This is a genomic window from Mesorhizobium denitrificans, assembly GCF_003403035.1.
GTDB lineage: Bacteria > Pseudomonadota > Alphaproteobacteria > Rhizobiales > Rhizobiaceae > Mesorhizobium_G > Mesorhizobium_G denitrificans.
Genome location: NZ_QURN01000026.1, coordinates 1 through 19,339, shown reverse-complemented (window position 1 = coordinate 19,339; position 19,339 = coordinate 1). Strand labels below are relative to the sequence as shown.

The 19,339-nt window shown below is 62.8% G+C and carries 23 protein-coding genes; 7 read left to right on the top strand and 16 right to left on the bottom strand.

Going from position 1 to position 19,339, the window contains the following annotated elements; all coding sequences use genetic code 11:
- Nucleotides 1-18: 18 nt before the first annotated feature.
- Genes DY251_RS21525 through DY251_RS20610 form a run of 5 tightly spaced genes read left to right on the top strand, consistent with a single transcriptional unit; the run spans nt 19 to nt 2,096 of the window.
- Nucleotides 19-165, top strand: coding sequence for a hypothetical protein (locus DY251_RS21525; protein WP_158553297.1), 147 nt, complete (start codon nt 19-21; stop codon nt 163-165).
- Nucleotides 162-626 carry a c-type cytochrome gene (locus DY251_RS20625; protein ID WP_116625795.1) on the top strand — a complete coding sequence of 155 codons (465 nt, stop codon included), beginning with the start codon at nt 162-164 and terminating at the stop codon, nt 624-626. The genes DY251_RS21525 and DY251_RS20625 overlap by 4 nt, the downstream gene beginning before the upstream one ends.
- Nucleotides 623-1,162, top strand: a complete 540-nt coding sequence (locus tag DY251_RS20620; protein ID WP_116625794.1) for a TlpA family protein disulfide reductase — start codon at nt 623-625, stop codon at nt 1,160-1,162. Before DY251_RS20625 ends, DY251_RS20620 begins: the two co-directional genes overlap by 4 nt.
- Nucleotides 1,159-1,446 (top strand): hypothetical protein, encoded by a 288-nt coding sequence (locus DY251_RS20615; RefSeq protein WP_116625793.1) that lies wholly within the window; start codon nt 1,159-1,161, stop codon nt 1,444-1,446. The genes DY251_RS20620 and DY251_RS20615 overlap by 4 nt, the downstream gene beginning before the upstream one ends.
- Entirely contained in the window at nt 1,443-2,096 is a 654-nt protein-coding gene (locus DY251_RS20610) for an SCO family protein (protein ID WP_199498902.1), read from the top strand. The genes DY251_RS20615 and DY251_RS20610 overlap by 4 nt, the downstream gene beginning before the upstream one ends.
- Before the next feature lie 51 nt (nt 2,097-2,147).
- Here DY251_RS20610 and DY251_RS20605 read toward each other — a convergent pair whose 3' ends face one another.
- The 6 genes from DY251_RS20605 to DY251_RS20580 all read right to left on the bottom strand — a co-directional run bounded on the left by DY251_RS20605 (nt 2,148) and on the right by DY251_RS20580 (nt 8,353).
- On the bottom strand, nt 2,148-2,390 hold the full coding sequence (locus tag DY251_RS20605; protein WP_147307492.1) for a hypothetical protein: 243 nt from the start codon (nt 2,388-2,390) through the stop codon (nt 2,148-2,150).
- Nucleotides 2,391-2,541: 151 nt separating this feature from the next.
- A complete protein-coding gene (locus DY251_RS21850) occupies nt 2,542-2,772 on the bottom strand; it encodes a GDCCVxC domain-containing (seleno)protein (protein ID WP_116625790.1) in 231 nt (76 codons plus the stop codon).
- Between the two features lie 91 nt (nt 2,773-2,863).
- Nucleotides 2,864-6,040: an efflux RND transporter permease subunit gene (locus DY251_RS20595; RefSeq protein ID WP_116625789.1), complete on the bottom strand. Its 3,177-nt coding sequence runs from the start codon at nt 6,038-6,040 to the stop codon at nt 2,864-2,866.
- The gene (locus tag DY251_RS20590; protein WP_116625788.1) at nt 6,037-7,491 is read right to left on the bottom strand and encodes an efflux RND transporter periplasmic adaptor subunit; all 1,455 of its coding nucleotides are present in this window, start codon (nt 7,489-7,491) and stop codon (nt 6,037-6,039) included. Before DY251_RS20590 ends, DY251_RS20595 begins: the two co-directional genes overlap by 4 nt.
- Nucleotides 7,488-7,889 (bottom strand): FixH family protein, encoded by a 402-nt coding sequence (locus DY251_RS20585; RefSeq protein WP_116625787.1) that lies wholly within the window; start codon nt 7,887-7,889, stop codon nt 7,488-7,490. Before DY251_RS20585 ends, DY251_RS20590 begins: the two co-directional genes overlap by 4 nt.
- Nucleotides 7,890-8,017: 128 nt before the next feature.
- On the bottom strand, nt 8,018-8,353 hold the full coding sequence (locus DY251_RS20580; RefSeq protein WP_147307491.1) for a hypothetical protein: 336 nt from the start codon (nt 8,351-8,353) through the stop codon (nt 8,018-8,020).
- Nucleotides 8,354-8,635: 282 nt separating this feature from the next.
- Between DY251_RS20580 and DY251_RS20575 the strand changes: the two genes are divergently transcribed.
- On the top strand, nt 8,636-9,376 hold the full coding sequence (locus DY251_RS20575; RefSeq protein ID WP_116625785.1) for a cytochrome c biogenesis CcdA family protein: 741 nt from the start codon (nt 8,636-8,638) through the stop codon (nt 9,374-9,376).
- A gap of 81 nt (nt 9,377-9,457) precedes the next feature.
- Here the strand turns inward: DY251_RS20575 and DY251_RS20570 are convergent, their stop codons facing one another.
- From DY251_RS20570 to DY251_RS20560, 3 genes are read right to left on the bottom strand one after another with little or no spacing between them, the layout of a single operon-like run.
- Nucleotides 9,458-10,057, bottom strand: a complete 600-nt coding sequence (locus tag DY251_RS20570; RefSeq protein WP_245416068.1) for an SCO family protein — start codon at nt 10,055-10,057, stop codon at nt 9,458-9,460.
- 5 nt (nt 10,058-10,062) lie between these two features.
- Nucleotides 10,063-10,551 (bottom strand): copper chaperone PCu(A)C, encoded by a 489-nt coding sequence (locus DY251_RS20565; RefSeq protein ID WP_116625783.1) that lies wholly within the window; start codon nt 10,549-10,551, stop codon nt 10,063-10,065.
- Nucleotides 10,552-10,567: 16 nt separating this feature from the next.
- Nucleotides 10,568-12,697 (bottom strand): heavy metal translocating P-type ATPase, encoded by a 2,130-nt coding sequence (locus tag DY251_RS20560; protein WP_116625782.1) that lies wholly within the window; start codon nt 12,695-12,697, stop codon nt 10,568-10,570.
- Between the two features lie 66 nt (nt 12,698-12,763).
- Here DY251_RS20560 and DY251_RS20555 point away from each other — a divergent pair, with 66 nt between their 5' ends.
- Complete coding sequence (locus tag DY251_RS20555; protein ID WP_116625781.1) at nt 12,764-13,183, top strand: MerR family transcriptional regulator; 420 nt, start codon at nt 12,764-12,766, stop codon at nt 13,181-13,183.
- Nucleotides 13,184-13,241: 58 nt separating this feature from the next.
- Here DY251_RS20555 and DY251_RS20550 read toward each other — a convergent pair whose 3' ends face one another.
- The 7 genes from DY251_RS20550 to DY251_RS20520 form a co-directional block, all read right to left on the bottom strand.
- A complete protein-coding gene (locus tag DY251_RS20550) occupies nt 13,242-14,489 on the bottom strand; it encodes an MFS transporter (RefSeq protein ID WP_245416065.1) in 1,248 nt (415 codons plus the stop codon).
- Nucleotides 14,486-15,919, bottom strand: coding sequence for an NAD(P)-binding domain-containing protein (locus DY251_RS20545; protein WP_116625779.1), 1,434 nt, complete (start codon nt 15,917-15,919; stop codon nt 14,486-14,488). The genes DY251_RS20550 and DY251_RS20545 overlap by 4 nt, the downstream gene beginning before the upstream one ends.
- Before the next feature lie 50 nt (nt 15,920-15,969).
- Entirely contained in the window at nt 15,970-16,290 is a 321-nt protein-coding gene (locus tag DY251_RS20540) for an ArsR/SmtB family transcription factor (protein WP_116625778.1), read from the bottom strand.
- A gap of 89 nt (nt 16,291-16,379) precedes the next feature.
- A complete protein-coding gene (locus DY251_RS20535) occupies nt 16,380-17,246 on the bottom strand; it encodes a DMT family transporter (RefSeq protein WP_116625777.1) in 867 nt (288 codons plus the stop codon).
- 142 nt (nt 17,247-17,388) lie between these two features.
- Nucleotides 17,389-18,123 (bottom strand): arsenical resistance protein ArsH, encoded by a 735-nt coding sequence (arsH, locus tag DY251_RS20530; protein ID WP_281004490.1) that lies wholly within the window; start codon nt 18,121-18,123, stop codon nt 17,389-17,391.
- Entirely contained in the window at nt 18,116-18,538 is a 423-nt protein-coding gene (gene arsC, locus DY251_RS20525; protein WP_116625776.1) for an arsenate reductase (glutaredoxin), read from the bottom strand. The genes arsH and arsC overlap by 8 nt, the downstream gene beginning before the upstream one ends.
- Nucleotides 18,535-19,339: arsenic resistance protein (locus DY251_RS20520; RefSeq protein WP_425373326.1), on the bottom strand; the 805-nt coding region annotated here is incomplete at its 5' end. The genes DY251_RS20520 and arsC, both read right to left, overlap by 4 nt.

Genomic DNA, 19,339 nt, shown 5'->3' with positions numbered 1-19,339 from the left:
GTATGAAAGGAACGAACCATGATGAACGGCCCAAACGGCATGATGGATGGCATGGGCGCGATGATGATGTGGGGCATGGGCCTGGTCTGGCTGCTTGCTGTCGTGGTGCTCGCCCTCGGGGCGACGGCACTGGTCAAGTATGTCTTCTTCAGCAGCCGCAAATGAACCGCATCGCCATGGCTGCCGCCGCGCTCGGCGCGGCGATCATCGGGCTTGCCTTGGCGTGGAGCTGGCCATTCGGCGCGGGTGACAGCGCGCCGTCGGCTGCGACCGTCGCGCGCGGCCGTGCACTCTATGCGCAGCAATGCGCCAGTTGCCACGGGGCCAAGCTGGAAGGCCAGCCCGACTGGAAAAGCCCGCTTGCGACGGGTCGGATGCCCGCACCGCCACACGACGCCTCCGGACATACCTGGCACCATCCCGACGGTGTGCTCTTCCGCATCACCAAGGAAGGGCCCGCCGCCGTGGTCGGCAACGGCTACAAGAGCGACATGCCGCCTTTCGGCGCGGTCATGGACGATGGGGAGATCGAGGCTGTCCTGACCTTCATCAAGAGCACGTGGCCAGAGCGCGAGCGTGCCTATCAGGCGGGCATGAGCCGCCGGGAGAAGGAGAAGACACAATGAAGGCGATCCTGTTGGCGATGGCCATGGCCATCCTTGCCGTGGCGGGCGCGCTGGCGCAGGAGCCTGCGGGTATGATCCTGCACGGGGAGCCGCAACCCGTGCCCGAACTCGTCTTCGCCGACGAGTCGGGCGCGCCACGAACACTGGAGTCCTGGCGCGGCAAGATGGTGCTGCTCAATGTCTGGGCAACGTGGTGCGCGCCCTGCCGCGCCGAAATGCCGACGCTCGACCGCTTGCAGAAGCGGCTCGGCGGCGAAGGTTTCGAGGTTGTCGCCCTCTCCGTGGATCGCGCCGGTGCCGGTGCGGTCCGGAAGTTCTTTGACGAGATCGGGGTCAGCCTTCCGGTCTTCATCGACCAGGATGGGGCCGCTCTTCGCTCGCTGGCGCTCTTCGGGCTGCCAGCCACGCTCCTGATCGGTCCGGACGGAAACGAGCTGGCGCGCCTCACCGGACCCGCCACGTGGGACGCACCGGAAATGATCGCCTTCCTGACACGTGCGATCGAACGACATCAGCAAAGGAACCAGACACCATGACGGTGCAATCCGGACTCTCTTCACCCGAAACCGCAGCAAGGCTGCTGCGCGCTTTGCGAACGCCTGCCTGGCTGCTCGTCGGCCTCTCGGCGCTTGCCGTCACCCTCTGGTCGAGATGGGACTGGCTCGTTGCGGCCGGCCTCGCCTCCCTCGTCCTGGCCGTGCTTCCCTGCGCCGTCATGTGCGCGCTCGGCGTCTGTATGCATCGCAATATGCCGCATGCGAAGGCGCCTTCGTGCCAGGCACCGTGCGAACGCACCGATGCAGCCGGAGAGCGGAAATGAACCGAAGAGCCCTTCTGCTTGCGATGGCCGCCATCCCGGGACTCGCGCTTCCGGCACATGCCCATCACCCGGGGGCCGATCTCGACAGACTGATGGGCAGCGCGGAGAAGTATTTCCAGGTGATCGACGCGCCCGCAGCGCCCGGATTCGAGCTGGCCGACGCCGACGGCGCGCCCGTCCGCCTCGCGGACTTCGCCGGCAAGATCGTCGTGCTCAATTTCCTCTTCGCCAGTTGCACCGATGTCTGCCCGCTGCATTCCGACCTGATCGCCAGGGTGCAGCAAATGGTAAATGCCACGCCGATGAAAGACATGGTGCAGTTCCTGACGGTCACCACCGATCCGGCGGCGGACACGCCGGAGATCCTGAAGGCCTACGGGCCCCCGCATGGGCTTGACCCGCGCAACTGGCTGTTCCTGACCACGCGGCCGGGGCAGGCCGCGGATGCGACTCGCGAGCTCGCCGAGGAATACAACCAGCGCTTCGATCCGGTCGATGATGGCCAGCAGATGCACGGAGTGGTCACCCATATCATCGACCGCGGCGGGCGCTTTGCTGCCAAGTTCCATGGTCTGAGGTTCGACCCGCTCAACCTGGTCATGTATGTCAACGGGCTTACCAACAAGGCGGCCATGCCAACGGATCAATAGGTAGCGCCAAGACGGCAGGAATGCCGCCATCCGCACAAAGCCGGTGCGTCGTCAGTCTTTGCGGCGACGCGACTTCTCGTGCTGCAAGGGTTCTGGTTCGCTGCAATCGCAGATCAGCCGATAGGCATCCTGTACGGCACTGCCTTCGACCGGACCGCCGCATAAGCATTCCAGCGCGCGCAAGAGAAGCTCGGCAACGTCAAGCCTGCCTGAATCCTGCGCGCTTTTGAATGCCGCCAGTATCGAACCATCGAGAGGCGGCCAGCTCTGACGCATCGCCTTATCTCTCTTCATCAAGGGATCGTGCGCCTTCCAGCAGGTGGAAGGTCAAGGGTCTGATGCGTCGATGAGTGAGAGCGACGCATCACGCGGCAGGGAATGCGCGTGGCGTCCCGCGATGCCATTCGGTGCGATGAAGATGAACCGGATGATGCCGCCCGCCAATCTACGGAACTGTACAGCAATTCCCTGACGCGTGGCTTTCCCGCGCTTCCTGGATCGGCGGGCACGGGGCAGAGCCGTACGAACAATACACGCAGCAATCGCCCGCCTTCGGGCGCAGCAGCATGCCGCAACCCTTGCAGTCATAGAAGAACTGGCAGGCGTCGACGGGCATTGTTTCCATCTCTTGATGCCCGCAACTTGGACAAGTGATGGTGCTTTGTAGATTGGTCATGATGATCCTTTGTATTGCGCTAGCCGCACTACCGGCGGCTGGCAAGAGCTAAGGTGCGGTCTCCGCGCTCGATGCTGTCGACACGCAACGCCTACTCCGCAGCGAGTTTAAGCTCGGACGACGACGCTTCAATCTCTGGCCGCTCGACAGCAGCCTGTTTCGGCAGCGCCCAGCCCTTGACGATGCCGTACACCGCCGGGATGACGATCAGGGTCAGGGCGGCCGAGGAGATCATCCCGCCGATCATCGGCACGGCGATACGCTGCATGACCTCCGAACCTGTCCCCGTGCTCCACAGGATCGGCAACAGGCCTGCCATGATGGCGACGACCGTCATCATCTTCGGCCGCACACGCTCGACTGCGCCGACCATGATGGCCGCATGGAGATCGTCCAACGTCAGACCGCGGTTCTCCGCCACAGCCCTTGCCTTGGCCTCCAGCCAGGCGTGGTCGAGATAGATCAGCATGATGACCCCGGTTTCGGCAGCAACACCCGAGAGCGCGATAAAGCCGACGGCCACCGCGACCGACATGTTGAAGCCCAGCCACCACATCAGCCAGATGCCGCCGACAAGCGAGAAAGGTAGTGACAACATCACGATCAGCGTCTCGCTGAGCGTGCGGAAGTTGAGGTAGAGCAGCAGGAAGATCAGCGCGAGCGTGACGGGCACGACGATCTTCAGGCGTGCCTCGGCCCGCTGAAGATATTCGAATTGCCCGCTCCATGCGACCGAATAACCGGGCGGCAGCTTCACCTCGCTCTCGACCGCAGCCTGAGCCGCTTCGACATAGCCGCCGAGGTCACGGCCGGCAATGTCGACGAAGATATAGACGGCGAGTTGCCCGTTTTCGGTGCGGATGGAAGTCGCGCCGCGCGTGAGTTCGACCTTGGCCACCTCGCCGAGTGGCACAAAGCCGCCGCCGGGCAAAGCGACCTGCACGTCACGGGCGATCGCTCTCGGGTCGCTGCGCAACGCGCGCGGATAGCGGATGGCTACCCCGTAGCGTTCGCGACCCTCCACCGTGGAGGTGATGACTTTCGCGCCGAGCGCCATGGAAATCACGTCCTGGACAGCGCCGACGGACAGGCCGTAGCGCCCAAGCGCTGTTCGGTCTGGGGTGATGTCGAGATAATAGCCGCCGATAACCCGCTCGGCATAAGCGCTCGACGTTCCCGGAACCGTCCGCAGCACCGCCTCGATCTGACGTGCCACCTTTTCCATTTCGGCAAGGTCGGTGCCATAGACCTTGACGCCCACCGGGGTACGGATACCCGTTGACAGCATGTCGATACGGGCGCGGATAGGCATCGTCCAGGCGTTCGAAACGCCCGGGAACTGCAGTGCCGCGTCCATCTCGGTCTTCAGGCTTTCGGAGGTGACGCCCGGCCGCCATTCCGATTTGGGCTTCAGGTTGATGATGGTCTCGAACATTTCCGTCGGTGCGGGATCGGTCGCGGTCTGCGCCCGACCCGCCTTGCCGAAGACGGATTCCACCTCGGGAAAGGATTTGATGATCCGGTCCTGCATCTGCATCAACTCGGCCGCCTTGGTGACCGAAATCCCCGGCAAGGTGGTCGGCATATACATCAGCGTGCCCTCGTCGAGGTCCGGCATGAACTCGCTGCCAAGCTCGCGCGCGGGCCAGACGGTGACGACAAGGGCCGCGATCGCGACCAGGATGGTGAAGGTCTTTGCGTTAAGAACCCTGGCGATGATCGGGCGATAGATGCCGATCAGCAGCCTGTTGATCGGGTTCTTGTGCTCCGGGATGATCCTCCCGCGTACGAAGATGACCATCAGCGCCGGCACCAACGTCACCGAAAGAAGGGCTGCCGCCGCCATGGAGAAGGTCTTGGTGAAGGCGAGCGGGCCAAACAGGCGGCCTTCCTGGCTTTCGAGCGTGAAGATCGGCAAGAATGAAACGGTAATGATGAGCAGGCTGAAGAACAGCGCCGGTCCGACCTCGCTGGCCGCCTCGATCAGGATCTGGATGCGGAGCTTGTCCGGGCTCGCACGTTCAAGATGTTTGTGCGCGTTCTCGATCATGACGATCGCCGCGTCGATCATCGCGCCGATGGCGATGGCAATGCCGCCGAGGCTCATGATGTTGGAGCCGATGCCAAGGAGTTTCATCGCCACGAACGCCATCAGGACGCCGACGGGCAACATGATGATGGCGACCAGGGCGCTCCTGACATGAAGCAGGAAGAGGATGGTGACGAGGGCCACCACGATACTTTCCTCGATCAGCGTCGATTTCAGGGTTTCGATCGCCGCCTCGATAAGCTTGGAGCGGTCGTAGACAGGAACGATTTTCGCGCCTCCCGGCAGGCTCTTTTCGACTTCGGCGAGGCGTTCCTTGACATTGTCGATGACGGTCAAGGCGTTCGAGCCGACGCGTTGCAGAACAATGCCGCTGGCGACTTCGCCTTCGCCATTGAGTTCGGCGATGCCCCGCCGCTCGTCCGGAACGATCTCGACCTTGGCGACGTCACCAAGCCGCAGCGGAACGCCGCCAACGGTCTTCAGCACGATGCTCTCGATGTCGGCAATACCCTTCAGATAGCCGCGTCCGCGAACCATAAATTCAAATTCGGAAATCTCGACCGTACGGCCGCCCGTATCCATGTTGCTGGTGCGGACCGCCTCGCCGATTTCCGAAAGCGTCACACCTTGGGCACGCATTCGCGCCGGATCGACGACGATCGAATATTGCTTGACGAAACCGCCGATGCTCGCGACCTCGGACACACCCTCGGCTTTTGAAGCGGCAAAGCGTATGACCCAGTCCTGCAGCGACCTCAGTTCCGCTAGCGAGAGCTTTTTGGCGACGACGGCGTATTGATAGACCCAGCCCACGCCCGTCGCGTCCGGTCCGAGCGTCGGCGTGACACCCGTCGGCAATCGGCTTGCGGCGGCATTGAGGTACTCGAGCACACGGCTGCGCGCCCAGTAGGGATCGGTGCCATCCTCGAAAATCACATAGACGAACGAGACCCCGAAGAACGAAAAGCCACGGACCACCTTGGATTTTGGAACGGTCAGCATCGACGTCGTCAGCGGATAGGTGACCTGATCTTCGACCACCTGCGGGGCCTGACCTGGATAGTCGGTGAAGACGATGACCTGAACGTCGGAGAGATCGGGGATGGCATCGAGCGGCAGCGTCTTGACCGCATAGACACCTGCGGCGGAGGCAAGTGCGGCGGCGAAAAAGACGAGGACCAGGTTGCGTGCCGACCAGGCGATGAGCTTGGCGATCATGGCTTCGCCTCCGCAGGCGTAAATGCGCTCAGTGCCGCCTTCAAATTGCTTTCGGCATCGATCAGGAAATTCGCGGCAACGACGACGCGGTCGCCTTCGGCAACGCCCTTCATGATCCCGGTCATCCCCTCACCGTGCGCGCCGATCTTCACGTCGCGTGGCTCGAAACGGCCTTCCCCCTTGGCGACGATGACGACCTGGCGGTCGCCTGTATCGATGACGGCGCTGTCGGGCACCGTCACCACAGGGTTGGTGCCGCCCGTTGCAATCTCCACCTCGGCATACATGTTGGCGAGGAGCAGCCCTTCCGGATTGGGAAGTTCGATGCGCAGTGTTGCGGTACGCGTCTGACTCTGGATTTCCGGGTAGATCAGGCTGACCTTGCCTGTGAACACCTTGCCCGGAAGGCTGCGGACGCGAACCGAAGCCGCGTCCCCGACACGAACGGCGTTGAGTTCATATTCGGAAATGTTCGCCGTGACCCAGACCGTCGAGATGTCGGCAATCCGGAACAAGGGTTGTCCCGCCGCGGCCATCATCCCGTCCACGGCCATTCTTTCCAGCACCACGCCGCCGCGCGGCGCCGTGATCGTGACGGAGAGCGGCACTTTCTTCGTCTTCTCGATTTCGGCGATCGTTTCCGCCGGAACATCGAGGTTTTCGAGACGTTGCAGACTGCCAGCGGCCCCGGCTCTGCCGCCTCCACTCTTGAGGTCGGCTGCGTACAGAGCGCCTGCCGCGGCGATTTCCTTGGCATAGAAGCGGACGAGCGGCTGGCCTTTCTCGATTGCTTCCCCGGTCGTGATGTCAGCCACCTTTTCAATGAAGGCTTCCGTGCGGGTCGAGACGACGCTGACACGTCGCTCGTCCAGGGTCACGGTTCCTGGAATGCGGATCGGGCGTACGATAACGCTCCTGGTCGCAAGCGCAGTCTTCACGCCGGTCCGCTGCAGTTTCCCGGCCGAAACCTTGACGATCGACCCGTCCTCCGCCTCGCCGTCATAGACGGGGAGATAGTCCATCCCCATCGAGTCCTTCTTCGGGGTCGGCGACGTATCGGGCAGGCCCATAGGGTTTCGGTAGTAGAGAATTTTTCGACCGCCCGGTTCCGCCACCTCGCCACCGGCCGTCTTCACCTCCGGCTTGGGGCGATCTTCGAAGCTCAGATCTTCGCTCGCCAGGACCGCTAGGAAATCGCGCCCGTCTTCGGTGTGTTTCGGTGTCCGCGAATAGGACGGATCGCCGTCCGGATGACGGTAATAGATGACGGGGCCGGATGGAGCCTGGCTCCCAACCGCTGTCAGCGGTTCCGCCTCGGCACCCGCGATGCTCGCCCTGATCGTCTGCATGGCGGAAGCGGCGGACAGATTGTGCTGTCCGGCCCAGTATCCGCCCGCCCCGACCCCCGCCGCCACAACGGCGAGGGTCAGGAAGGAGCCAGCTCTGCTCATTGCGCGGCCGTGACGATCAGTTTGCTCTCGATCGTACCGGTCTCGCCCTGCACCTTGGCGGCGATCGAGAAGCGCCAATCTCCCGACATGACGAGATTCGTCTTGAAGCGATAAATACCGGGTTGCTCCGACGGCACCGTCTCGACGGGCGTGGTCATCGCCTCCATTCCGCCGGGAGCCATATCCATGCGAGTAGTGAAGATGACGGCATTCTCCACCGGAGCCCCCGTCCGTTTGTCGACCAGCCTGACGGCGACAATGGCTTCGCTGCCTGGCTTGACCTCGTTCTCGACGAGCTGGAATTCGTAGTCTTCGGGCGCGGCCTTGGTCGCCTGGGAAGCCACGATGAGGGATGCGAGCGCCAACGTCGTGGCGCGAAGTGCAAATATCGATTTCATGATTTGAAAATTCCGACTGTCATTGATCCGCGCTTGCGCACGGCATTGAGCATGGCAAACGCCATACCACTCCGCCCGTGCAGCGGTCGGCAGCACGGGTTCAGGCGCCAAAAGCGCCTAGATGACAGTCAGGCTTGGGGAGGTCTTGGCGGCGGTTCGCCGATAAGCGAAGCGAGAACCCTTTCCCGGCCCTCGCGGAATTCATTCTGGATCGGCAGGCGGATCAGGAACGACGAGGTTTCCGGAACCGAAATGCCGGGGATGGCAGACACACACAGGACCGCTAAAGGGCAGTCACTGCCGCAGTCCGGGACCGCAGGCTGACTGTCAGGGCAGCAGGCCATGCCGTCGGCCATCGACGCCATCGTCTGTGCGGCCGTAGTCGGAGCAGCCGACGCAGCACCCATAGGCCCGAGCACCAGCCCCAAAAGGGCCAGCGCCAGAACAAGGCGACTCGCGAACAACCAAGGTTTCATCGACCAAAGACATGTCACAGCGGAGAGGAACTGCATAGGCGTTCATCAGAAAGTGATCAACGGATGGTGACGCCAACCGTCTTTGAAGCGACCCTTGTTGGAGCCGAGGCCGACGACAAGGGCCGCGTGCCCGTCCAGGCGATCAAATCGCGAAGGCGAGGCAACCCCTGCCCTGTCCCATCGACTTCGACGCTCTCTGCAGCCCGCCATTGTGGGAAATCACGTAACTGACTTGACCCTGTAGCCACTTCAGGGTGCAGTCATCGGCGCATGGCGTTTGAGATTTCCAACATCAGCATCGCGGCCGCCGTCGCCGCGGGAACAGTTTCGTTTCTGTCGCCCTGTGTGCTGCCGCTCGTTCCTGGTTATGTATCGTTTATCGCCGGCAATTCGGGCGGTACGCGCGCGAAAGCGACCGCGACCAGCAAAGCTGCCGTAGCCCTTCTCAGCCTTTTCTTTGTGCTCGGCTTCTCGACCGTGTTCATAGCCCTGGGTGCCGGCGCGACAACACTGAGCCGCGTGCTGCGGTCCTACAGTTACGAGGCAGGAATCATCGGCGGGATAACCGTCATCCTGTTCGGATTGTTCACCACCGGATGGATACGTCTTCCTTGGTTGCTGCGGGACGCACGCTATCATGGACGAATCACGGGAGGCGGCCCCATCGGAGCCTATTTGCTGGGCCTGGCTTTCGCATTCTGCTGGACTCCGTGCATCGGCCCTATCCTTGGCACGATCCTGACAGTTGGCGCAATATCGGCTACCGCCTCTGACGGGGTTGCGTTGCTCGCCCTCTATTCCCTCGGCCTCGGCATTCCCTTCGTTCTGGCGGCGATGTTCACCCAGACGCTGATGGGCAGCCTGCCGCGTATGCGTCGCGCCGGTCGGGTGCTTCAGCCCATCGCTGGCGGCATCATGATCGCGATGGGCGCAGCAATGGTCACAGGGCAAATGTCACGATTTGCCTTCTGGCTGCTCGAAACGTTCCCCGCATTTGGGAATATCGGTTGAGCGACATTCCCCACGAGCGGGCCTGGGCTGGTGGCAGGCCCCGTCTGGCTTGCCCGATAACCAAAATCATCAACTGCGCTGTCAGGCACCGGCAAGGCGCCGAAGTTTCGCCAGTACCGTGTCGCGCGGTTCATGGATGTCGAGCGTGCCCGCGAAGTTACCCTTCGCATCCATCAGGATAATGCCTGCGGTGTGGTCCATTGTGTACCTGCCACCTTCGATCGGCACTTTGCGGTAATAGGCCGCGAACGCCTTTACTACCGCATCCGTCTCCGCCTGGTTCCCCCGCAGCGCGACGATGCGCTGGTCAAAGGCCGTCATGTATTGTGCGAGCACCTCCTGCGTATCACGTTCCGGGTCGACCGTGATGAAAAGCGGAGTGAAGCGGTCAGCCAACGGCCCCATCTCGGCCATCAGATCGGTAAGTTCGAACAGCGTCGTCGGACAGATATCCGGACAGTGGGTGAACCCGAAGAAAACCAGATATGGTTTTCCCGCCAGTGTCGCGTTGTCGATCGCCTCACCGCTGTGCGCAGTCAGTTGAAACGGGCCGCCGAAGCGTGCCGTTCCTGTCCCTAAGGCCTCTTTGGAATTGGTGCCAGGGAGATAGCCGCTAAAGCCGATCAGTATGCCGCACAGCAGGGCGATCGCCGTCCAGACCGCGATCCGAAATAATTTCACGGCGCTCAATTTGAGCTCCCATGCCCTGAATGGTCTTCGGCCGCCGGTTCGCTTGCCTTGCGTTGGACTACGAATTCGACATCGACTGTCCCAGCTTTCTCAAAAACGAGTGTCGCCGGGAACTTGTCTCCGTCCTGCAACTGCTGCTTGGGACCGATGAACATGATGTGGAGCTTTTCCGCTTCGAAATCGACGGTCACGCCAGGCTCCAGGGCAAGCCCATCCACTGGCCGCATACTGGCCACGCCGTCCTCAACCGCGGAACGGTGAATTTCCGCGCGCGCGGCGATGGGCGACGTCACCTGCACGAGACGGTCGCTGTCGGGGCCACTGTTTTTGAGGGTCATGTAGCCGCCGGCCACAGGAGCGAATGGCGGTGTCGGTCGTGACCAGGGATGATTTATTTCAATCACGCCGACCTTGAAATCATGCGCTGAAGCAGGCCCGACAAGGGTGACATACGCGACAAGAACCGCTGTGGTTTTCTTGAACAAGTCTGTTTCCTTCCGATTATCGTGATGGCCGATAGGCAAGAAGACGCAGCGCGTTCGCGGTGACGAGCACCGTTGCTCCCGTATCGGCAAGGATTGCCATCCAGAGCGTGGTCACGCCAAACAGCGTGGTGGCGAGAAAGACGGCCTTGAGGCCGAGGGCCAGGGTAATGTTTTGCCAGATGTTCCCGAGCGTCGCCCGCGAAAGCAGGATCAGGTCGGCCACCCCTTCCACCCGGTCCCGGAGAAGGGCGGCATCCGCCGTCTCCAGTGCGACGTCCGTTCCGCCGCCCATGGCAATGCCGACCGAGGCGGCGGCGAGCGCGGGGGCGTCGTTGATGCCGTCGCCGACCATGGCGATCGGGCCCGCCTCCTTGAGCCTGGCGATCTCGGCGAGCTTTGCATCGGGCAAAAGTTCGCCCCGCGCCTCCAGGCCGAGGGTACCGGCGATGGCACTAGCCGTGCGCTGGTTGTCGCCCGACAGCATCACCACGCTGACACCCTGATCCTTGAGCCGCCGCACGCCGGCCGCCGCATCGTCGCGGGGCTCGTCCCGCAAGGCGATAAGGCCTTCGATGGTCTTGCCCGCCATGACGACGACAACCGTCTTACCCTCGCTTTCCAAGGCATGGATGCGATCGCGGATATCGGTCTCAACGTCGGTGTGCTCGGCGGCATGGCGCGGAGACCCGACCGAGGCGAAACCGGATTTTAGCCGTGCCGTCACAGCTTTGCCTGGTACGGCAAGGCCACCGCCGAACGTCGCAGGAACCGCCAGAGCACGTTGCGTGGCCGCCTCGACAATCGCCAAGCCTAATGGATGGCTGACGTTCCGCTCGACGGCCGCCGCTTTGGCCAGCACCTCATCCTCGGACCCGGCCAGAGCTACAATGTCGGTCACCCGGGGATGGCCGCGCGTCAGCGTACCCGTCTTGTCAAAGGCGACCGTGGTGACCTTGCCGAGCGTCTCCAGTGCCGCGCCGCCCTTGATGAGGAGGCCCTGTCGCGCGCCGGCAGCCAGGCCCGACGCGATTGCGGCAGGGGTGGAAATCACCAGCGCACAAGGACAGGCAATCAGAAGCGTGGCGAGCCCACGATAGACCCATGTCATCCAGTCGCCGCCAAACGCCAGCGGCGGCACGATCATGATCAGCGCGGCGAAGACCATCGCCGCTGGCGTATACCAGCGTGAGACGCGGTCGATCAGGCGCGCGGTGGGTGCCTTCGACTCCTGCGCCTCCTCGACCATGTGGATGATGCGCGCGATGGTGTTGTCGGCGGCCGCGTGGGTGATCCGGACGCGCAGTTCGCCATTGGCGTTGATTGACCCGGCAAACACTTTTGCGCCCGCCTCCTTGAGAACAGGAACGGATTCGCCCGTTACGGGGGCCTCGTTGACCTCGGAAGCCCCCTCCTCGACGACGCCGTCGGAAGGCACCCTGTCGCCAGGACGGACGACAACACGGTCATCGATAGCGAGTTCTTCCACCGGCACGCTCACCGTCTCGCCGGCCACAGTCAGTCGCAACGCCGTACGCGGCACGAGGTCGATCAGCGCCTCGATGCCTGCCCGCGCACGGCCCGCCGCGACGGTTTCCAGAAGCTCGCCCACCGCGAACAGAAAGATGACAACAGCGGCTTCCTCTGCCTCACCGATCGCCACGGCTCCGAGGGCGGCGACGGACATCAGCGTCTCGATAGTGAAGGGCGACCCTTGTAGCGCGCCGGAAATTGCACGCCGCGCAAACGGAACGATGCTGATCAGCGCGGCGCTGGCAAACAGCCATGTATCCCATTCAGGCATGAGCCAACCGGCGATCAAGGCGACGGCGAACAGTGCCCCCGTCATGGCGACGAGCCTCGCCTTCATGCTTTTCCACCAAATCTCTTTCGCGCGTTTGGCGGGTAAGGCAGGTTTGGCAGCAGGGGCAATGCCGAGGGGCTGGTATCCGAGCGCCCTGATCTTGTCCTCAATCGTATGAAGCTGGGTGCGGTCTTCATCAACACTGAGCGCAAGCGTGCCGGAAGCGTAACTGACGCTTACGTCACTTACGCCTGGCAGGCGCTGCATGGCGGTCTCGATCTTCAGCGCGCAGGAGGCGCAATCCATGCCTTCGATCTGTAGCTTCATGGTGCTTGCAGTAGTCATTTCGTCACCTCGACATTCCCGATGTGACGCCTTATCTGAGGCCTGTAGTCACTACAGGGTCAAGCGATGAACGCAAAAATTCTGACGATCGGCCATCTGGCTCGGGAGACAGGGACAAAGGTCGAGACTGTCCGATTCTATGAAAAGTCCGGACTGCTGCCGGCTCCGTCCCGCACAGAGGGCAATTATCGGTCCTATGACCAAGCGCATCTGAATCGCTTGAGTTTCATTCGACGGGCGCGAGACCTTGGCTTTTCGCTAGACCAAATTCGAGCCCTCCTCGCCCTGTCGGATGATAGAAGCCAGTCCTGCGCTTCTGTCGATACCATTGCTAAGCAGCACCGCGAGGAGGTCGAGCGAAAGATCGCCGACCTGCAAGCCCTGAAGGCCGAGCTTGACCGGGTGATCGACGATTGCGGGTGTAATATCGTCGCGGACTGCCGCATCATCGACACTTTGTCGCCGCGTCAGAATACGCCGGCGTGATTGTGCTTCTGTGCCAAGAGCCGTCTGGCTGGCCATAAGGGTACGGATGGACCTATCTTCAGCCCTGCGCCTTCACACGGCTTAAGGCGGCGGCAACCCAAAAACCCACACACAACACACATGCGCCCACACCGATTGCGATGAGGACGGCATCGTAGCCGCCTGTCGCCGACCATATCCATGCGGCGGCCAAGGGGGAAACTGCCAGCATGATGTTCATCGGGGCAACCAGCGCGCCGTTGATCGCCCCGTAGGCATCCCTACTGATCATCTCAGGCACCATAAGGCCTCGAACAATGGTGATCATGCCGTTGGCCCCGCCGTAGAAGGCGGCGATCCCGGCGATGATCGCCACGTTCGGCGGGGCCAACGCGAAGCCGACGACGGCGAGCGGGAAGGCGATGACGATCACGGAACCAACCCTGCGGATCGGGGCGTTGGATGCGAACAACATTATCAGGATGCGTCCTGCCACCTGCGCGGGGCCTATCACCGCCAGCACCGTGACCACGCCTGCGGTGTCGAGCCCGCGTTCGAGCAACAGCGGATAAAGGTGAAAAGTCAGCGCGGCGAAGGCGGCTTCATAGCCGACAAGCGCGACCATGAGTGCCCAGAATACAGGGCGACGCATCGCCCACGCGACAGCCTTGCGACCCGCCAGCGGAGGCGCTTCGTGCGGCTGGCGCTCAGGGACCGCATAGTCCTTGGCGGGATCGATAGCCAAGAAATAGAGCCCGCCGCAGACGACGATGTTGATGGCCCCGAGAACCATCAGCGCGTCGCGCCAGCCGACCCAGTCGATGAGGAACTGGATCAACGGGATGAAGACGGTGCTGGCGAAGCCGCCCCACAATGTCAGGGTGGTGATGCCGCGCCGCGCGTTTCCCGAACCGACACGCCGGGCGATGACCGCGAAGGCGGGCTCGTAGAAGGTCGCGGCCTGCAAGCAGCCGATGGCGGCGAAGATGGCGTAGAAGACGATGACGTTCGACACCTGCGACCAGGCGAACAGCAAAAGGCCGGCCCCCACCGAAGCAAGGCTCATGACGGTACGGCCTTGCCCCCGGTCGATGGCCGCGCCGACCGGATAGGCCGCGAGGCCCGCAAGCGTCAGGCCAAGGGTCGCCGCACCGTAAATCTCGGTCTTCGACCAGCCGAGATCGATCCGCATCGCTTCGGCCATCAGCGCGAAGGAATAATAGAGCGTTCCCCAGGAACATATCTGGGCAATGCCGAGAGCGGTGATCAGCCGCCCTGCCCCGGCATTGCGCTTTCGCGCCTCGTCATCGATCGCAGTGGACGTCACGCGGCACTCCGGCAACATCCGGCTTCGGCGGCAGGCTTTGTGTCCGCCGCCTCGACGGAGCCACATCCGCAACCAGACCCGCCTTCCATCTTCGCTTCCGCGTCCTTGACGCAGCAGGCTTCGACCTCGGCGGAAGCGGGTCCGCCACAGCAGACGGCTGCTTCAGGCTCCGTGAGGGGGACGGCACTACACACCCCGGTCTCAGGGAGAACCAGTCGCACCTCGCGCGCGACCTCGTGGTCTCCGGCAATATCGGCAACGACCGAACGGACCTGCTCGTAGCCCGTCACCATCAGGAAGGTCGGCGCGCGGCCGTAGGACTTAGAGCCGACGATGGTAAAGCCGGGTTCGGGATGGGCAAGTTCGTCTACGCCGTGCGGCGGTACCGTCCCACAGGAATGGAAGTTCGGATCGATCAAGGGAGCCAGTGCAGGCGGCGCTTCAACAACCGGGTCGAGTGCGATGCGAAGCTCGCCGAGGAAAGAAAGGTCGGGCCGAAACCCCGTCGTCACCACGATCCTGTCGACGGCAAGGCTGAAGGGCTTCCCCGCAAGCGTCGCTTCGACCAGAAGGCCGTCGCCCTTGGTCGCGATACGATTGACGGCGAAGGCAGTAAGCATGTTCAGTCGCCCATCCTCCATTGCCTGCTTGGCGGCAAGGCCGAGCGCGCCGCGTTCGGGCAATTGGTCGTTGAGGCCGCCGCCGAGAAGTTTTTCGACGCTGTTGTGGCGCAGCGCCCAGAAAATTTCCGTCCCCAGAGCCACGCCCTGAAGCTCCATGAGCGCCAGCGCCACGTTGATCGCGGAATGCCCGCCGCCGATGACGAGCACGCGCTTTCCGGCATAGTCGCCGTGTACGCGGCCAACCACGTCGGGAATGCCGTAGGCGATGCGGGCCGCCGCCTGGCGTTCGCCGAGAACGGCCAAGCCGTCGGTGCCGATCGGGTTCGGCCGCGACCATGTTCCGGAAGCATCTATCACCGCACGCGCCAGAACGCGGTGTTCGCCGTCGGCATCCTCATAGCGGATGACGAAGGGAGACTCCTTGCGGCCTTCATTTGAGACCTTGTCATGGCCCTGCCGGGTAACGGCGGTGACCGTCGCCCCGAGCCTCAGGTTGGGGGCGATCTCCGGCAACGCGGCGAGCGGTTCCAGATAGTCCCGCACGATCTCCCCGCCTGTGGGCAGGCCGCCTTCGTTCGGCGCGATCCAACCGGAACGATCAAGCAGCGCGCGCGCCGCCGCATCGATATTGTAGATCCATGGCGAAAAGACCCGGACGTGGCCCCATGCGAGAAGGGCGGCCCCGACACGCGAACCCTGTTCGAAGATGACGGGACGCAGGCCGCGCTCCACCAGATGCGCAGCAGCAGCTAGGCCGACGGGGCCTGCACCGATCACGGCTACGGGAAGGTTTGCCGTCATATCCATGTCTTCGATCCTTCTGGTATCTTCGAATTAGTCAGGCAAAAGAAGGGCGGTCATGCGATCGCTTTCTTCGCAGTCGGCGCGCATTTCGCGTCGGCGCAGCATTCGTCCGCGAGATAGCCGATTAGCGCGTTCATGCCGGGATAATTGGCGCGGCAGATCAAGGTGGTCGCCTGGCGCTCCTGCGTCACCAGACCCGTATCGACGAGCCGCCTAAGGTGGTGCGACAGGGTCGAGGCCGGAACGGCCAGCTTCTCCTGGGCGCTGCCGACCGGAAGCCCTTCGTCGCCGGCGCGGACGAGAATGCGATAGAGCTGGAGTCGCGTCGGGTTGCCGAGCGCTTCGAGCTGTGTGGCTGCTTTTTCGAGTTTCATGGAAATAAGGAATAACCGCTACCGGACACGCCGTCAAGGAAATTTCGAGAATCATCGAAATACGACAGGGCTTGGAATTGTCGCTAACCCTATGCGGCCTGGAGACCTACTTCCCTTGGCGCACGGACAACGAGGCCGAGGCCAGCCAAAATAATCGCACCTCCGCAAAGGACCAAAGCCGACGGCTGTTCGTTCAGGAACAGAAACGCCAGCAGCACGCCGATGACCGGCATCAGCAGAATGAACGGGGCGACCTGGTCAACGCGGTAGCTGCGGAGCAACCCGTACCAAATCGTGTAGGCTATGACGAAGCCGCCCACCGCCAAGACGAGGATCGCGCCCCAATCCAGAAGGCTTGCATTGAGCACGGCCTGACGTTGCCCGGTTTCCAGCAACAGCGACATCACCAGCATCTGCGGCACCGCGAGCGCAGACATTGCCCCCATGAGATAGCCGCCCGCCTCCGTCGATTTGGCGCGTATGATCGCCTGCGCGATACCCCAGCAGAGGGTTCCGGCAACAATCATCAACAGGCCCCGGATTTCGCCAACGGAATTCGGCAATCCCACGACAAGGGCAACGCCGCCAAGCGAGAGGATGATCCCGGCAAGTCGGCGCGGGTTGATCTGCTCCAGGCCGATTGCCCAAGCGGCCAGAACAGCGAAGGGGACCTGGGATTGAACCGTCATGACTGCCGTGCTTGCTGGCACGAGCGCGATACCGCTGAAGATCAGCCCGCTTTGCACGCTTCCGCCCAGCACGGAACCGACGACGATGACCCAGAGCGAGGTCTGCCGTTTCGGGTTCGGGCGATACAAGGCGAGCGCCGTAATTCCGTAGATGATGCTCATCAGGAACAACGGCGGAAAGCTCTGCATGGTGGGTTTGGCGATCGTGTAGGCGATCGCCCACAAGGCGGGGGGCATAACGGCCAAGGCAACGTCGCGCGGTCTCATGCCGACGCTCCCCCATCAAGGCCCTCGGATGATCCCGTTGCCATAGCTGCCCCGAAAACGACAAGCGTGATCGCCCGTTACGACCCGGGACATCATCTGCCGGCCGCGCCGCGCATGCAATCCTGTTCGCGGCAGATATTTCCTAAATCGACCGTTGATTCACCCGCTTGGAGACCTGCTCGGCACTTTCGACACGCTCGGAATAGCGGTCGGTCAGATAGTCCGAACGCTCGCGCAGCAGCAGCGTGAACTTCATCAGTTCCTCCATCACGTCAACGATTCGGTTGTAGTAGGAAGACGGCTTCATGCGCCCGGCTTCGTCGAACTCGGCGAAAGCCTTGGCCACCGATGACTGGTTGGGAATCGTGAACATGCGCATCCAGCGCCCGAGTATCCGGAGCTGGTTGACGGCATTGAAGCTTTGCGAGCCGCCCGACACCTGCATGACGGCGAGTGTCCGCCCCTGCGTCGGCCGCACCCCGCCCATCGACAGCGGCAGCCAGTCGATCTGCGCCTTCATCACACCCGTCATCGAGCCGTGCCGCTCCGGCGAACACCAGACCTGCGCTTCCGACCAGATCGAGAGGTCCCTAAGTTCCTGCACCTTGGGATGATCGGCCGACGTTGAATCGGGAAGCGGCAGACCTGAAGGATTGAAGATGCGCACTTCGGCCCCGAGCCGGCGCAGGATGCGCGCGGCTTCCTCCGTGGCGAAGCGGGAATAGGACCGTTCGCGCAGCGACCCGTACAGCATCAGCACCCGTGGCCTGTGGATGGCGCGCGGTCCGTCGAACAGCGCCTTGGCGTCAATCGGCGGGAGCTGGTCCTCATCGATATTGGGCAACAAGTCCTCGGACAAATCGTGATGCTCAGGCAAGGCGCGTGCCTCCGGCGTCGATGACAACCTCGCCGTCCTCCTTCGTGAACGTGCCGATGTGCGGATTGGGCAGAATGGCCAGAACCGCTTCCGACGGCCGCGCCAGGACAACGCCGAGCGGCGTGACGACGATCGGACGGTTGATCAGGATCGGATGCGCCACCATGAAATCGACGATCTCGGCGTCGGTCCATTTTGGATCGCCGAGGCCAAGTTCGGCATAGGGCGTTCCTTTCTCGCGCAGCAGGGCGCGCGGCGTGATCCCCATCGCCGCGATCAGCTCGACGAGCTTTTCGCGCGTGGGCGGCGTTTTCAGGTACTCGATGACCTGCGGTTCCGCGCCGGACTGGCGGATCATGGCCAGCGTGTTGCGCGACGTGCCGCAGGCGGGATTGTGGTAGATGGTGATCGTCATTCGGCAGGGTTCCTGATTGACTTTGCATGGGCCGGGAGGCCGGCTTCGTACCAACCCTTGCTGCGGTTCACGATCCAGACAACCGACAGCATCACGGGCACCTCGACCAGCACGCCGACAACAGTTGCCAGGGCCGCGCCGGAATTGAGCCCGAACAGCGCGATGGCCGCCGCGACGGCGAGTTCGAAGAAATTGGAGGCGCCGATCAGTGCCGACGGACCCGCCACGCAATGCCGCTCCCCGGAAATGCGGTTGAGCAAGTAAGCAAGGCCCGAATTGAAATAGACCTGGATCAGGATCGGCACCGCCAGCAGGGCGATGACCGTCGGCTGGGCAATGATCTGCTCGCCCTGGAAGCCGAACAGCAGGACCAGCGTGGCCAGCAGGGCAACCAGCGAGACGGGCTGTAGCCTGCCCAAAAGTCGATCAAGCGCCTCTTGTCCCCCGGCCCGCAAAAGCCGCCGGCGCACGACCTGGGCCACGATCACGGGCAGCACGATGTAGAGCGCGACCGAGAGCAACAGGGTGCCCCACGGGACGGTAATCGCCGACAGGCCGAGCAGCAGGCCGACGATCGGCGCAAAGGCGACGATCATGATCGCGTCGTTGAGCGCCACCTGCGACAGCGTAAAATTCGGCTCGCCGCGCATGAGATTCGACCAGACGAAGACCATCGCGGTGCAGGGTGCCGCCGCCAGGATGATGAGGTGTTGATTTCCACCCAGAAGTGAGCCGGGTAGGCGTCTAATTTCCACTGAGAATTGAGCCATGTGAACCTTTCCCCAAAGCGGTGAGCGGCGG